This window comes from Thalassospira sp. ABL2_045, assembly GCF_056161285.1.
Genome location: NZ_JBSWYV010000015.1, coordinates 69,794 through 84,873, shown reverse-complemented (window position 1 = coordinate 84,873; position 15,080 = coordinate 69,794). Strand labels below are relative to the sequence as shown.

The 15,080-nt window shown below is 53.6% G+C and carries 11 protein-coding genes and 1 tRNA gene; 2 read left to right on the top strand and 10 right to left on the bottom strand.

Translation table 11 applies throughout. The annotated features are described in order from the left end of the window. The first annotated feature begins 170 nt into the window (after positions 1 to 170). A complete protein-coding gene (locus tag ACXAIA_RS17970; RefSeq protein ID WP_475350561.1) occupies positions 171 to 1,607 on the top strand; it encodes a sensor domain-containing diguanylate cyclase in 1,437 nt (478 codons plus the stop codon). Between the two features lie 95 nt (positions 1,608 to 1,702). Here the strand turns inward: ACXAIA_RS17970 and ACXAIA_RS17965 are convergent, their stop codons facing one another. Both ACXAIA_RS17965 and ACXAIA_RS17960 read right to left on the bottom strand, forming a co-directional pair. Continuing rightward, positions 1,703 to 2,710 carry an aspartate-semialdehyde dehydrogenase gene (locus ACXAIA_RS17965; RefSeq protein WP_475350560.1) on the bottom strand — a complete coding sequence of 336 codons (1,008 nt, stop codon included), beginning with the start codon at positions 2,708 to 2,710 and terminating at the stop codon, positions 1,703 to 1,705. A 384-nt stretch (positions 2,711 to 3,094) separates the two neighbouring features. After that, a complete protein-coding gene (locus ACXAIA_RS17960; RefSeq protein ID WP_475350559.1) occupies positions 3,095 to 4,552 on the bottom strand; it encodes a TrkH family potassium uptake protein in 1,458 nt (485 codons plus the stop codon). A 210-nt stretch (positions 4,553 to 4,762) separates the two neighbouring features. Here ACXAIA_RS17960 and ACXAIA_RS17955 point away from each other — a divergent pair, with 210 nt between their 5' ends. After that, positions 4,763 to 5,479: a thermonuclease family protein gene (locus tag ACXAIA_RS17955; protein WP_475350558.1), complete on the top strand. Its 717-nt coding sequence runs from the start codon at positions 4,763 to 4,765 to the stop codon at positions 5,477 to 5,479. Here ACXAIA_RS17955 and ACXAIA_RS17950 read toward each other — a convergent pair. From ACXAIA_RS17950 to ACXAIA_RS17915, 8 genes are all read right to left on the bottom strand, one after another. Further along, positions 5,462 to 6,832 (bottom strand): PepSY-associated TM helix domain-containing protein, encoded by a 1,371-nt coding sequence (locus tag ACXAIA_RS17950; RefSeq protein WP_475350557.1) that lies wholly within the window; start codon positions 6,830 to 6,832, stop codon positions 5,462 to 5,464. The two genes, ACXAIA_RS17955 and ACXAIA_RS17950, sit on opposite strands and share 18 nt — an antisense overlap. Continuing rightward, the gene (locus tag ACXAIA_RS17945; protein ID WP_475350556.1) at positions 6,832 to 9,252 is read right to left on the bottom strand and encodes a TonB-dependent siderophore receptor; all 2,421 of its coding nucleotides are present in this window, start codon (positions 9,250 to 9,252) and stop codon (positions 6,832 to 6,834) included. Before ACXAIA_RS17945 ends, ACXAIA_RS17950 begins: the two co-directional genes overlap by 1 nt. A gap of 157 nt (positions 9,253 to 9,409) precedes the next feature. Then, complete coding sequence (locus tag ACXAIA_RS17940) at positions 9,410 to 10,459, bottom strand: FecR family protein (protein WP_475350555.1); 1,050 nt, start codon at positions 10,457 to 10,459, stop codon at positions 9,410 to 9,412. A gap of 118 nt (positions 10,460 to 10,577) precedes the next feature. Continuing rightward, the gene (locus ACXAIA_RS17935) at positions 10,578 to 11,141 is read right to left on the bottom strand and encodes an RNA polymerase sigma factor (RefSeq protein WP_475343866.1); all 564 of its coding nucleotides are present in this window, start codon (positions 11,139 to 11,141) and stop codon (positions 10,578 to 10,580) included. Positions 11,142 to 11,301: 160 nt separating this feature from the next. Continuing rightward, a tRNA-Gly gene (locus ACXAIA_RS17930) sits at positions 11,302 to 11,375 on the bottom strand. Between the two features lie 94 nt (positions 11,376 to 11,469). Continuing rightward, a complete protein-coding gene (locus tag ACXAIA_RS17925; RefSeq protein WP_475350554.1) occupies positions 11,470 to 12,627 on the bottom strand; it encodes a PQQ-dependent sugar dehydrogenase in 1,158 nt (385 codons plus the stop codon). 62 nt (positions 12,628 to 12,689) lie between these two features. Next, the gene (gene gpt / locus ACXAIA_RS17920; RefSeq protein WP_475350553.1) at positions 12,690 to 13,169 is read right to left on the bottom strand and encodes a xanthine phosphoribosyltransferase; all 480 of its coding nucleotides are present in this window, start codon (positions 13,167 to 13,169) and stop codon (positions 12,690 to 12,692) included. Positions 13,170 to 13,334: 165 nt separating this feature from the next. After that, positions 13,335 to 14,888 carry a tetratricopeptide repeat protein gene (locus tag ACXAIA_RS17915; protein WP_475350552.1) on the bottom strand — a complete coding sequence of 518 codons (1,554 nt, stop codon included), beginning with the start codon at positions 14,886 to 14,888 and terminating at the stop codon, positions 13,335 to 13,337. Between the last annotated feature and the right edge of the window lie 192 nt (positions 14,889 to 15,080).

Here is a 15,080-nt window from a genome sequence, read left to right as displayed (position 1 = left end):
TCGCGCCCCGGTTTCGATAGACTTCCCCAACAGCAACTGCCCCATACAAACCGGTGGGTAGTTGATTTTGTGTCGTGCAACATGACGCAGTTTCCCCTAGATTAGGCGGGCCATAAACGATGTATCCAATCATCGATTGCCACCTGTGACTGTCTATTGGGGAGCTTCCCGTGCGGGGAAAGAAATTATACTTCGCGATTGTTCTGTGCGTTTTGCTTGCTGTCGGGTTTCTGACAACAAGCTTTGTGAGCTTTTATGTCGCGCGCGATTCCCTTGAAGAACAAATCTCCGAGAGCACACTGCCGCTCACCAGCGACAACATCTATTCGGAGATTCAGCGCGATCTGCTGCAGCCGATCTTTATTTCTTCGCTGATGGCCCATGACACCTTCTTTCGTGACTGGGTGCTGTCGGGTGAGACAGATCAGGAACGGATCACCAAGTATCTTGCCGAGATCCAGTCACGCTATGACACCATCACGTCCTATTTTATCTCCGAGGAAACCCGGAACTACTATCACCCGACCGGCGTGATCAAGCAGGTCAGTGAAGATGATCCGGCAGATGGCTGGTATTTCCGGGCGCGCGACAGCAAGCAGCCCTATGAAATCAACATCGATCAGGACACGGTTGATCGTTCGCGCATGTCGATTTTCGTCAATTATCAGGTGCGTGACTATGACGGCAATGTCATCGGTATTACCGGTGTCGGTCTTGCCGTCAGTTCCGTGACCAACCTGATTGAGACCTATCAGGCGCGCTATGGCCGAACGATCTATTTCATCGACACAGAAGGCCACGTCACCCTGCGCGGCAGCGGCTTTGGCGATGCGCACAGCCTGCAGGAACGCCCGGGCATGCGCAATCAGGCAACCAAAATCCTGACATCGCCAGGCGCATCGATCAGCTACGAAGATGGCGGACACACCTATTTCGTCAACAGCCGTCTGGTGCCCGAATTTGGCTGGCTCTTGATTGTCGAACAAAGCGACTATTCTTCCGATGCGCGCCTGCAAAACACGCTGTTTATCAATATTGCGATCTCGCTTCTGATCACGGTTATCGTCGGGCTCGTCGCCTTTCTGACTGTGCGCAATTATCAAAAACGTCTCGAAGAGTTGGCCTCGCGGGACAAACTGACCGGCACCTTTAACCGCCAGGTCTTTGACATGCTCTTTGCTCAGGCAGCACAGAACGCCAAGCGTCAGAAAACAGCCCTGTCGGTCATGTGCTTTGACATTGATGGTTTCAAGGAAATCAATGACGGTTATGGCCATCCGGGCGGGGATGCTGCCCTTCGCGAAGTTCTGACCATGATCCGCCAGAACGTGCAGGAAGCAGACGTAATCTGCCGCTGGGGTGGAGATGAGTTTGTCATCCTGTTCCCCGGCAAAGATCGCAAGGAAGCCCTGGCCAAGGCGCGGGATCTTGCCGATGATGTGCGCAATGCCCCGGTCCGCTTTGGCCGCGATCATATCCCAGTCACGATCAGCGCCGGCGTCACGGAATATCGTGACGGCGAAGACCTGGATACCTTGATGGCACGTGTGGATAACGCGCTTTATACCGCCAAGGCGTCGGGTCGTGATCACATCTCGCTGTCCTGATCCACAGACCAGCACAACAAACCTTCGCGAACAAAAACACCCCCGACAGAACACTCTGTCGGGGGTGTTTTCTATACAATCCGGACGGATCGCGATCAGTCGGCGATGGATGCCTCGGCAATCTGAACAGCGTTAAGGGCAGCACCCTTCAACAGCTGGTCACCGGCAACAAACAGCTCCAGACCGTGATCCCCAAAGATCAGGTTGGTGCGAATGCGGCCAACTTCGACATCGTACTGTTCGGTCGCAGTCATCGGCATCGGGTATTTGTTGTTTGCCGGATCATCGACAAGTTTGACACCCTTGGCCTTTGCCAGCACTTCGCGGGCGGCATCCGGGGTAACGACCTTTTCGGTCTCAACCACGATCGCTTCGGAATGGGTGCGCTCTGTCGGGATGCGAACCGCGGTGCACGATACCGGCAGATCCGGCGCGCCAAAGATTTTGCGCGTTTCCCAGGTCACCTTCATCTCTTCGCGGGTATAACCGTTATCCTGGAAGCTATCGATATGCGGAATAACGTTAAAGGCCAGCGGGGATGAGAACACCTCAGCCGGTACCGGCTTGCCTTCAAGACCGGCCGCCAGACCTGCGCGCAGTTCGTTCATACCGGGCTGACCGGCACCTGATGCGGCCTGATAGGTCGAAACGATCACTTTCTTCAGGCCAAATGCCTGATGCAGCGGCCAAAGTGCAACGGCGGCAATCGCCGTGGTGCAGTTCGGGTTCGCGATCAGTTTTGCGGTCTTGGCAAGGTCGCCATTGATTTCCGGCACGATCAGTGGAACATCGTCATTCAGACGGAACGCCGAGGAGTTATCAATCACAACCGCGCCTTCGGCGATCTGAGGAGCATATTCCTTGGCGAAATCACCCGAAACAGCAAGGAAGACAATGTCGCACTGCTTGGCTTCTTCAACGGAAAACAGCGCGACGGTCTTAGTGCCGAATTTAGTCTCCACGGTCTTGCCCGCTGAACGCTCGGAAGCGAACAGGGTGAGTTCACCCACAGGGAACTTGCGATCAAACATTACGTTGATCAGCTCGACGCCAACCGCACCGGTTGCGCCGATCACACCGACATGGAGATTTTCGGCACTCATAATAGTTGTCTAACCTCGCAAAAAAATTGTTGTCATATCCGACTGCCGCGATCATTCGCGGGCCGCGCATTATAGGGATTTATCGAAACAACGCAAATCCACCTTGCCGCATCGCACCCATGCGCGGTTTTCTAGTGCCATAACGTGGCCCGCAACCGATTGTTCCAAAGCTTGTTTCACTTATGTGGGAGAAACCCGCCCTTTGACCGTACCACCGCCAAGCAGATGTCAAAGGACGGGCTGAACCGTCAAGAGACGGACTGTCCAGACACGGACAAGATTCGGTCCGTGCTGGCTTGAGTATTTGAAAATTGCCCGATGCCGGAAGGATGGTCTGTGGCAACCGTCACAATTGGCCTGCAATGGGTGGAAAAAGCAAAAAGGTCAGTCGCGCCAGAAGGATGGCATCAGAAGAACCAGCAAGGTCTCAAATTCGAGGCGCCCGAGAACCATCGCAACATCAAGGATCCATTTCGCCGAATCCGGCAGCGACTGGAAATTGCCCGCCGGGCCGATGATGTTGCCAAGCCCCGGCCCGACATTGGCAAGCGATGTCGCCGCCGCACTCATCGAGGTAATCAGATCAAGCCCGGTCAGTCCCAGCGCAATCGTCACCGCGATATAGCTGATGGTCAGCAAGAAGACATAAACCGTCACTGCGTTATAGATGTCAGACGTAATTTCATGCCGGTCAATGCGGTTGACCACCACGGCAGACGGGCTGCGCAGGCGCATGAAATGGGTGCGAAGTCCGGTGAATACCACATACAGGCGAAACATCTTGAACCCGCCCGAGGTCGATCCCGAACAGCCCCCAATAAAGGTCGCAAAGAAAAACAGCATGACCGCGGCCGGGCCCCACAACAGATAATCACCCGACGCAAAACCGGTCGTCGTGATAACAGAAACGAGGTTAAACGCCGCCATGGTCAGTGACCGGATGATGCTGTCATCCGAAATCTGCACCAGCCGCACCGTCAACAGCAGCGTGAAGCCCGCAATAATCAGGCAGAACAATCTGATCTGTTGATTGCCAATAACCGCCTTGATCGCACGTTTGCGTAAGGAAACAGCATAGGCGGTAAAGGGCAGGCCCCCGATAAACATGAACAGGATGGCGATCCAGTGCAGCGACAGGCTGGTGTCAAACTTGGCAAAGGACAGGTCTGACGTTGCATAACCGCCCGTGGACAGGGTCGTCATGCCGTAATTGATGGCATCAAACCACCGCATGCCGAAAATACGGTACAGCACGACACACACGACCGTCAGCACGGTATATATCAGAACGATCTGCAGGCACATGTCGCGCATGCGCCCGCTGAGTTTTTCCGACCGGTCGGAACTTTCCATCTGGAAAAGCTGCATGCCGCCAACCCGCATCATCGGCAACAGGGCAAGGGCCGTCACAATGATCCCGATCCCGCCAAGCCATTGCATGATCGACCGCCAGATCAGCAAGCCCGGCGGCAAATGATCAAGCCCCGACAGGATCGTCGATCCGGTCGTTGTCAGGCCCGATACGGTTTCAAAAACCGCATCACAGAAACTGATTTCAAGCGACGAATACCAAAGCGGCAAGGACCCGGTCAGGCTGATCGCAATCCATGACACCACGGTCAGAACATACCCCTGCCGTGCCGTCACCCGCGGCCCGATATCGGATCGACAGGCAAGACACGCCATACCGCCAAGCCCGATTGTCGTGATCGAGGCCTGCGCAAAAATTTTCCAGTCCGGATTGCCGTAATAAAGATCAACAGCCGACGGCACCATCATCGATATACCGATGATAATGACCATCACCCCGACAACGAAAAAGATGGGTTGCAGACGGAACAAACAAGCTTCCCTGACAGCAAAGAATAAATCCGCTTGTAGCTCCAAATGGTCGTCAATGCATCCGGTTATTGTGCATGGCACCCGTGATGCCAATGCCACACCAGCACGCGGTCCCCGTGGAACGCGTCATCATTTTGCCGTTCTTTTTGCTTGTTCTTTTGCCATGACCGTAGTGTCATTCATCTATCCCTGCATTTCATTGAGGTCCGTGTGAAACGCATTGCCCGCCTGATCATCCTTCTTGCCATCCCTGTGATCGTTGCCTTTGGCCTGCATTGGCACAGCAACCCTGTTCATGCTGCAGACAATGCATCCGAGCTTTCTGATACGGGCGGTCTCGTCGCCAAGGGGCGTGATGTGCATGTCATTGATGGCGACACCATCATGATCGCCGGAAAGGTCGTTGATATTGCTGGCATGGATGCCCCTGAACTCGGTCAGCAGTGCCTGCATAACGGCAGTTTCTGGGATTGCGGCATGTCTTCGGCCATGCAATTGCGCAAATATTTCGCCATGGCCCCGTTTGATGTCCATTGCTGGCCCGGTGATCAGGAACGCGCGGGCAAGACGGATGATTTCCCGGTCATGGAATGTGGCATCGGCGAACGCGATATAGCAGCCGCCATGATCAGCGACGGCGAAGCATTACCAATTGCGGGCTATTCCCATCGGTATGATCGCCTGTCACGCGATGCGGACAATGCCGGCATCGGCATCCATGGCGGTGATATGATTGCCCCGGCAGACTGGCGGGCCGGCAAACGCCTTGACGGCGAAACCGGACGCTGCCTGTTCACCGCTGATGACAAGGGCAACTACCTCAGCACCCTCGATCCGCGCTTTTCCGCGCTCACCGCCAAAGCTGACAGCGAAATTTGCAGTGACGAGGAAGCACGCATGAAGGGTTATTCATACGCGGCTCCGTGAGGCAACTCTCCGGCTATCTCCAATCTTCCCGCGCCTGATCGAGAAAATACCGAGCACCCAGAGTATCTCGATCATAAGCGTTATGACCGCCCAGCCGGTGATAAAGACCGTCACTCCACCCGTCAGCTCGGCCATTACATAATGGCCGTCGACCTTGCCGCCAACACGGTGCAAATAAACCCAGACAATCGGCATTGCCGAGACCGGAATAACCAAAGCAACACAAGCCGCAATATCGGCGTACCGCCATCTGCCTTGTCTTTTGTCTCGATGCTTATTCACATAAAGCCAGGCACCTGACAGCGACAACCCCGCCAAGAGAAGGCCAAAAATAAACCAGATGATCTTGCTACCAAGACCTGCGAACGACCCGAAATGTAAAATATCGGCCGTTTCCGACCACCGCCAATAGGCATTCAGGTCTTCGGCATGCTGGTTGAATTCCACCGCACCATTCATCGGGTTGATAAACAGTTTGTTCGCGCGATCACGGACCAGAAGATCGTCTGCTTGTCCGATAACATAAAAGTACCCACCACGATCAGGCTGGATCGTTTTGATCTGCATATCAGGGCGTGCGGCCCGGGCAATCGCCAGCAGCTCACTAATGCCCATGGGTCCCTGCCCTGTCTTATCGGGGCGGGGTAACTGATGAACAGCTAGCGGGTAGGAATCTACAAGCGCAAACTTTTCATCGCCGAGTTTGTAACGCGCTTCTTCAAATAAATACCAGGCACCGGTGATCGCCATAATCACAACGAACCAAAGGCTCCATAGGCCGGCAAGTTTATGCAGGCTGCTCCACAGGCTGATATTCGTTTTGCCCACACGCAGCTGGAAGAACCGCCGCCACCAACGCTTATAGAAATAGAACGCCGACAGCATCGACAGAAACAGTGGAACGGCAAACAGACAAACGAGAAACTTGCCGACACCATAAAGCCCGAAAAAAGCTTCGTGGAACTCGCGAAAAAACCTTTGAACCGTGAAGATGGACTGGCGTCCGGTTATCTCAAATGTCACCGGATCCACGTAGACGTAGTACCGCGCACCACCAGATTCTTTGACGGTAAACCTTGCGGCTGAAATCTGGTTTGCGGGGGCCTCTGCCAGTTCGATTTTGGTATCCTGATACGTGCTTCTCACGGCCGCAAAAGCCGCAGGAAAATCAAAACTGCCGTCATGGGCGCTGACACGGGCACCGGGCATCAAAAGCCAGTCGATTTCCGATGACAAAGCGGCAAAGGCGCCGCTCCAGCAAATCGAAAACATCATCAGGCCCAGATAAACACCGATCCAACTGTGCCAGTCAAACCCGATCGGTTTGACTGGCACCTTTAGAATTTGCCGCATCAGAATTCGACTCTGACGCTACCAAATACGGTCTGTGGGTTGCCGACGCTGACACGATACGTCCCGCCAGAAGCAACGTAATATTCCTCGTCGGTGACGTTTTTCATCCCTAGGTCAAAACGCACCCGCGATTGATTTTTTATCGGCAGATAATACCAAACCCCAAGATCAAAAACGGTATAGTCATCCAGTTCAAAGCTATGGTCATTGTCGCCATAGCGATTTCCCACATGGGTCAGTCCACCGCCAAACCCAAGCCCCTTGTAGTCACTGGCGGCGTCCTGGAACTCATAGCTGGCCCACAGGTTTGCAGTCATCTCGGGCGTATTGGCCGGTCGATTACCATTCTCATCGTTTGCACTGACAATTTCTGCATCAAGAAGGCCAATAGTCCCGCGCAGGTTAAGACCCTTGATTGGTGTCGCCGTAACAGAACTTTCGAAACCGCGCGAACGGACAACACCCGTCAGTTGTGGCGTACCATTCACTGTGTCCACGACGTTGTCCTGCTTAATATCAAACAGCGCACCGGTTAACAGTAATCGGTCATTCCATCCTGACCACTTAGCCCCAATTTCATATTGACGCCCTTCTTCAGGTGCAAAGACAGAGATGGTCCCTGCATTACCTGAATAAATGTTCTGTGACTGGAAAGTCTCCGCATATGAAGCATATAGAGACAGGGAATCAAGCGGTTTCCATAGAAGCCCTGCCGATTTCGTCAGTTTACCATCCCGTTTGGGATCTGCACCAGACAATGCCCCGTCAAGTTTGTTCTCCTGGCTCTTCTCGTTATCATAAATCTCGTAGCGTGCACCAAGTGTCAGCGCAACCTCATCCGTAAGGTGAAGATCACCTTGTACGTAGGGCCCATAAGAGATTTGCTCAACTTCGGTATATAGCTTGGAACGCAGATTTGAAGACGTATTGTCAACCAACGTAAAGGAAGACGGGTTCGAAATGGTGCCACCAACCTGATCCTGACCGGAAAAGTTGGTCCAGGTTTCGTACTGGTGGCGCAACTCGACCCCGGAGACCAGTTCCACAGGCCGCCAAAGGTCTGCCTCGCCGCGAAGCTGCATCCGCCCAAATGCCGTGCTGAGTTCACGGTCATCATTTCCCTGAACGCGACGTGTCAAAACACCCGTGCTCGACACATTGGTCACCTCGTTTCTAAGCTCGTCTACTTGTTCATAGGCATAGAACAGCTTGCTTTCGAGATACCACGCGTCATCAAAAACAGGCACAGAGTTATCAAGTTCCCAGATGTGAGTGGTCACATCACGGTTATTCAGGTTCGCCTGATCAAATCGCGTGTCAAGCGACACATCGGCAATTTCGCGACTGCTGCCACTTCCGGGAACCGTCACCACACCACGGTCAACCGGTCGTTCGTCATGGGTGTATTCATAACTGAAATCAACCAATGAACCGCTATCAGACATCCACGATACAGCACTGTTCAAGAACTGCCGCTCAATACTCGCATCACGGAAATTTTCACTATCCTCAGCGGAGGCCGTAATCCGGTAGGCAAACGCATCATTTTGTCCAATCGGACCGGTCACATCGGCCAGCACCTGTTTCTGACCATGTTCGTTAAAGTTCGTAACCGCGTGTGCCCGCTGATCGTATTCCGGCTTTTTGGTAATGACGTTGACAAGTCCGCCTGGGGTCATCTGACCAATTTCGGCCACTGGACCCTTAACGATCTGAACGTTTTCCACTGTGGACGGGTTCATACGACCGTTAGTTTTAAGCCGTACTCCGTTGCGATAAATATCGTCACGGCGTCGAAAACCACGAATAAGAAAGTCTTCTCGGCTCCCGCCATAGCCATCCATATTCACCACGTTTGGCGACAAACGATACACCTCGTCAAGCTCTTGCGCATGTTGATCAAGCAGCAATTGCTCGGGGATGACTTCTACGGTACGCGGGATGTCTGTCACATCCTTGGGGATCATGGTGCCGGTTTCTGCGTAACGACTGTCGTATCGCGATTGCCGCGTACCAATGATCTCGACCGTGTCGAGTGTTACCTCACCCATATCACCACTGGCCGAGTTCCGACGCAACGTAATCGAGTTTTCTGATGTGTAGCTGAAATCGACATTGCTGCCGCTCAGCAACGCCCCAAGCGCCTCATCTGCGGAATATTCACCAGCCAATGCAGGCGCATCATGCCCGTAGATCGATTGTTCGGTATAAAGAATCTGTATCCCGGTGACATCGGAAAATGCCGTCAAAGCCTGTGGCAGTGGCTGTGCTGAAATATCAAATTGGAACAGTATCGGGCTTTGTGCCTGTTGACTGACATCTTGCGCGAAAGCACCTTGTGCAAGCCCGTTTTGAAAGGCCAGCAACGATACCCCGATCATCAGTTGCCGCCCGAATTTCATGTTTTTTATGCTGACCACGTCAGTCCCCCAAGTCTTCAAATACACACATGCGAATAGGTCGCATTTTCGTCATGCATATAAAGACGCAAGAGATCGACAAGTCCCCTAGCGGACGGGAAACATTTTTTTCAATCGCGAAAACAATCCGACTGGAGAGGCGGGAACGATTTGGAAATTAAATTAGCAATATCATGTAGTTACTAATTTTCACGACCCGGACAGGCAATGTCCCTTCAATCGCATCAATCACCTGATCGATATCGTCTGTCCGGAAGACACCACTGACAGACATGTCTCTCAGCTCAGGATTCACAGCCATAATGTGTCCCTCGTGATAGGTATTGAGGACGTCGATCACATCGGACAACGGGGTTTGATAGAAGACCATCTTGCCTTTTCGCCATGCGGCAGTTGCCATGCGATCAAAATGCGCAGGATGTCCGATACCATTGGATGAGAGCGTCATGGCTTCACCTGCAATCAACGTCACATGCTTGTTGTCATTCGTGCCGAGCTCATCTGCCTCAGTAGCAGACCAGTCCACAGCGACCTTGCCTTCTTCGAGACTGACCGTCACCTGATCATTGTGTGACGAAATGTTGAATGCAGTGCCCAGTGCTGTCACAATCCCAAATTTCGTACGGACGACAAACGGGCGCTGTGTGTCATGGGCAACTTCGAACCACGCTTCACCAGAAAGCAGATCCACCCCGCGTGTATCTGGTTCAAAATCAACCGACACGGCGCTTTCTGCGTTCAATTTGATGACACTGCCATCCGGAAGTGATTTGGTGACAACCGAATGCTGCGCGTGAATGAAGTTGTCATCAAACATCCCCTTCACGGTTGGATAGGTTTCCGTTCCAAACCCGACAAAAAGCACCAAACAAGCCGCCATTGCCGCCACCATGACGGGGCGTATATATCCGCGCCGCTTTTGAGAATATTGGTTCTTGGCTCTCTTGTGATCATCGCTTGATTGCGCCTGCTCTGCTTGTAGCTTAACCGGATCAGCCAGTTTGCCCCAAAGCAGTTCGACCTCGGCAAAGGCGCGCACGTTCTCTGGGGATTGCGCCTGCCAAAGTTCAAACTGCGCAAGCAAGTCATTCCGCTGATCACAATCAGCGTTTTCCTTGGCTTCGTGCAACCGGGTGTGCCAAATCACCGCTTCGTCGAACAGTTCCTCAGATACCGGTTCAGGCGACATGTTCTGGCGATCTGTCATTCAATCGCCTCCAGAACATCAGAAGACCGGAACCGCACCACACAGGGGTATAACGGGTCAGACACGCGCCCGTTGAAACCTGACAAACTGACTGGTCTCGAAAATCGAAAATACACTGTTAGTTACCCGAGTGTGCTTTGTGAAGACTGCGACGACATTCCAACATCGCCCTGCGAATATGGTTTTCAACCGTCTTCACAGATACATCAAGTTTTTCAGAAATCTCGCGCATTGAAAGTTCTTCTCCGCGATACATCAAAAAAACCTGACGACATTTTGTCGGAAGGGTCTCAACCGTTTGCGAAATGATGCGCAGTTCCTGATGGGCGGCTGCAACGTCTTCTTGCGAGGGAGCTTGATCAATTTCAATACGTCCCGGCCCATCGTCCTTATGAGATGACCACGCAGAATGAGTGAACAACTGCCCCATTGGCTCGGGGCTTATCGAGTTTCGCCGATAATGATCCGCTAAAAGGTTGCGTGCAATTCGAAACACATAAGCGCGCGGGTTTTCGGGAATAAGCACAGGCGCGCTTTTGGCTCGGACCCAAGTCTCTTGCACAATTTCTTCGGCCACGGTTTCGGAGCCGCACCGTTTACCAATGAACTTTAGCAAGTCGTCATAATATTTCTCAACGACCGCTTCCAAGCTTGCTGAAGCCTGCCCGGCTGATTCTGACACGATGATCCCCCGTTTGAAGCTGCCGGTGGAAGTTTCGTATGCCCAACAGCTTCAATCGCTCTCATACACGATTTTAATAATCATTCGCAAATATTTTATAAGCACATGCACAACCGACAATTATATCGGTCATCGTCTATCGTGATTTTTGGGAAAGGCTTGGAGCGGGTGAAGGGAATCGAACCCTCGTATGCAGCTTGGGAAGCTGCCGTTCTACCATTGAACTACACCCGCGAAGCGCGCGTTTTATAGCCCGCTTTTCCAATCAGCGCAAGCGGATCACATATTGATCCACCCAATTAATCACCCGATCAAATCCCCGGATAAATCAGCCTTCCGGCACCAGACGCCAGATCGCACTGGCATAATCATCGGAAATCAGGATCGACCCGTCGATATAGTGTTTCACATCCACGGGTCGGCCGATCACTTCACCGTTGCTGCGCAAAAATCCGTCAAGGAACGGGTTTTCTGTGACTGGCGTGCCATTGATAAATTCGACCCGCACCACCTTGTAGCCATCCGGGATCGTGCGGTTCCAGGAACCATGCAAAGCCACCAGCGCATCATCGCCATCAAAGGTAAAACCAAGCGGCGCATTGTGGGCGTTAAAGGTAAATTCCGGGAAAGTAACCGTTTCCGGGACGGTTTCATCGGAGAATTGCGGGCTTCTGGTATCATTCCCCGCATACCACGGATAGCCAAAGAACTGGCCGGCCTGGCTGGCGCGATTAAGTTCCTCGCGCGGGATGTTATCGCCAAGCATGTCGCCACCATTATCGGTAAACCACAGCTCTTCGGTTTCCGGATGGAATGTCAGCCCCACCGAGTTACGGATACCGCTGGCATAGACCTGTGGCGCACCACCAGTGGTGGGAATGGAGATAATTGTGCCTTCAAGGCCGCTGACCTTACAGATATTGCATGGGGCCCCGACGGCAACGAACAGCCGATTGCCATCCGGTGACAAGGCGGCATAACGCCAGCCATGGTGGCTTTCATCGGGCAGATTGGTAAACAGGATGCGCGGGCGGCCAAGGGTCTCGCCGTCAAAATTGGCAAGGTCATATGCGACAATACGATGCTGATCGGCGACAAACAGCATTCCGGGCTTATAGGCAATCCCGTTGGCGAGTTTGAAATCATCGGCGATCCGATTGACGTCCTCGGCGACGCCATCGCCGTCTGCGTCACGCACGAAATAAAGATTGGGCCCGCGCGTACCGACAAAAATACCGCCGAGTTCAGGCGCCACCGCCATGGTCCGCGCATTGCGGACTTCTGCAAAGACAGACAGGCGATAGCCGCTTTCAGTACTCAATAGAGACTGTGCCCGCATAATGCGCTCGGACACCTGCTGGGCGTGGGAAGGAAGGCTGACCGCGCTTAAACCAATAGTGGCAACCGTGCCAAAACACAAACGCCCGGCCCATCGGCGCGCTTGCTGCAACATACGATGGAAGTCCGGGCGTGAAGGTCGGGGCATCCTGAAATCTCCTTGTCTGGCAATCGGCCTTACAAGGGATACGGAAAACTTCCCCAGGCCGATTAGCGAACGCGTTCAGAGATCGGGGCGTTGACCGACAGTTCCATATCCCACGGGAAGTAAATCCACGTATCCTGGGACACTTCGGTCACAAAGCTGTCGACGATTTCGCGGCCAAGCGGCTTGGCGTAAACCGTTGCGAAATGCGCCTTTGGCAGTTTCTCGCGCACAGCCTTGGCGGTTTTGCCGGTATCGACCAGATCATCAATGATCAGCATGTCGGTGCCGTCACCCTCGATGTCTTTCAGCCATTCCAGATCGCCACGCGTTTTGTCAGAGTAGCTGCGAACACAGACCGTATCAATCAGGCGAATATCAAGTTCGCGGGCAATGATGGCGGCGGGCACAAGACCACCACGGGTAATTGCCACGATTCCCTTATACGGGCCCTGTTCCAAAAGTCGCCATGCCAGTGCACGGGCATCGCGATGCATCTGTTCCCAGGAAACCGGGAAACCTTTGTTATAAGCAGCTTCGCTCACAAGAATTCTCCTGCGCCAGATCGGTTCGCCAAATGAATGTGCCCCGGATATTACCCAAAGGCATCACCCCAAGGCGCCATCATCCAGACCCGCATTCCACAAAATCAAGCCGCTTAACTACGCCGAGTTGGACACGAAGGCAAGTATTCGCTGGCGCTTTCGTTTTTAGTTGGCATTCAGCCGTGCTTGCAGGATTGTGGAAAAGTCCCGCCCCAGTTTTTCAACCGGGGCCGACCAATCGGCAGGCTTTTCCTGTCGATAGATACGCATGGTCGGGTACCAGGGGCTGTCGGACCGATCCACCATCCAGCGCCAATCGGCGGTGTAAAGTTGCAGCATCCAGACCGGCACGCCAAGCGCACCGGCAAGATGGGCGGGGGAGCTGTCGATTGTGATCACCAGATCCATCTCGCGCATCAGTGCGGCACTGTCGCCAAAATCATGAATGTGATCGCCGAGATCGGTGACAAAGGCATGCAGGCCCAGCTTGTCGATATCAGCTCGGCGCTCGTCGATCTGGAAACTGTAAAACGCGGCCCCCTTGGCCGACAAAATCGGCAGAAGGGTTTCAAGCGGACAGGATCGATCGCGCGGGTTAAGTTTTCCGGCCCACATCAGTCCGACCTTCAGCGCCGTGCCCGGCGGGGGTGCCAGTCGCGCGCGTTTACCCTGCGGCGGCGTAAGGTAACTATCGGTCGAAAGCTTCTGAAGCTCCTTGGCGCCAATGCCCAACACATGCGGCAGGCTCAAAAGCGGCACATGCACATCGAATTCCGGAAGTGCGCGGCCCTTCTCGACCACCGTGCCGACACCCGAGACCGTTTTCATGATCGGGATCAGTTCCTTGCGGCATTCAAGGACGACATGCCCGGCTTTTTTGGCCACCAGCGGCACAAACCGGGCAAACTGGATCATGTCGCCAAAGCCCTGCTCGGCGCGCAGCAACACACGCTTGCCGCGCAGATCCATTTTGCCATCCCATTCGGGTGCTGTTTCAAGCGGGCGGATCGGATTATCGGCAAGCTTGCGACGCGTTTCATACCCCGCCCAGCCCTCGGCATAATTGCCAAGGGCGAGATGCGCCAATGACTTGTCCCAATTCGCATCGACATAATCCGGATCAATCGCAAGCGCACGCTCAAAATAGTCAAGCGCCTCATCAAAACGGTTCATATCGCGATAGACAAGCCCGGCATTAAACGTGTGCGACTTGATCGTGTCATCAAGCTCAAGGGCCTTTTTGTGCGCAACAAGCGCCTCGTCAAAGCGCATCATTTCGCGCAGGCAGTTCCCCATATTCGACCACATTCCGGCATTTTCCGGCCGAAGGTCCGCCGCCCGGCGATAGGCAATCAGCGCCGCATCGAACTTTTTGCTGCGACGAAGCGCAACGCCAAGATTGTTCCAGACATCCGGCTGATTGGGGTTTTGGCGGAGCGCAGTGCTGTATAGACGCACAGCGTCATCAATCTGGCCCGCCTGATGGGCGGCAAGACCGCGCTGAAACAGATCACTGATCACCTGACGACGCTGCACGGCGACATCGGCACTTTGCTGCGCTGCTGCACTGGTGGTTGACGCTGCAACATCATCTGGTTTCGGGGCGGCATCACTGGCTGTGCGCGTCGTATCATCCTGATCGATCGGTTTGGTTTTCGCCGAAGATTTCGAGGTCTTCTTTGCCGATCGTTTCTTGCGTGTTGTTGCCGCTTTCGCCATGCGCGTTCCCCTGTGCTTCTGCCCGCATCAGACAAAAGCCATCGCCCCATAAAGGCATTTCAAAAGACGGACCATCCCCTTACCGCACGTTCCGGCAAGACGCAGCCCTATTTGCAAAGGTCCTAATTTAGCAAAAAACCCTTACCAATAAGTGGATTTCTTCATGTGGTTTATGGGGATGAAATATTCACT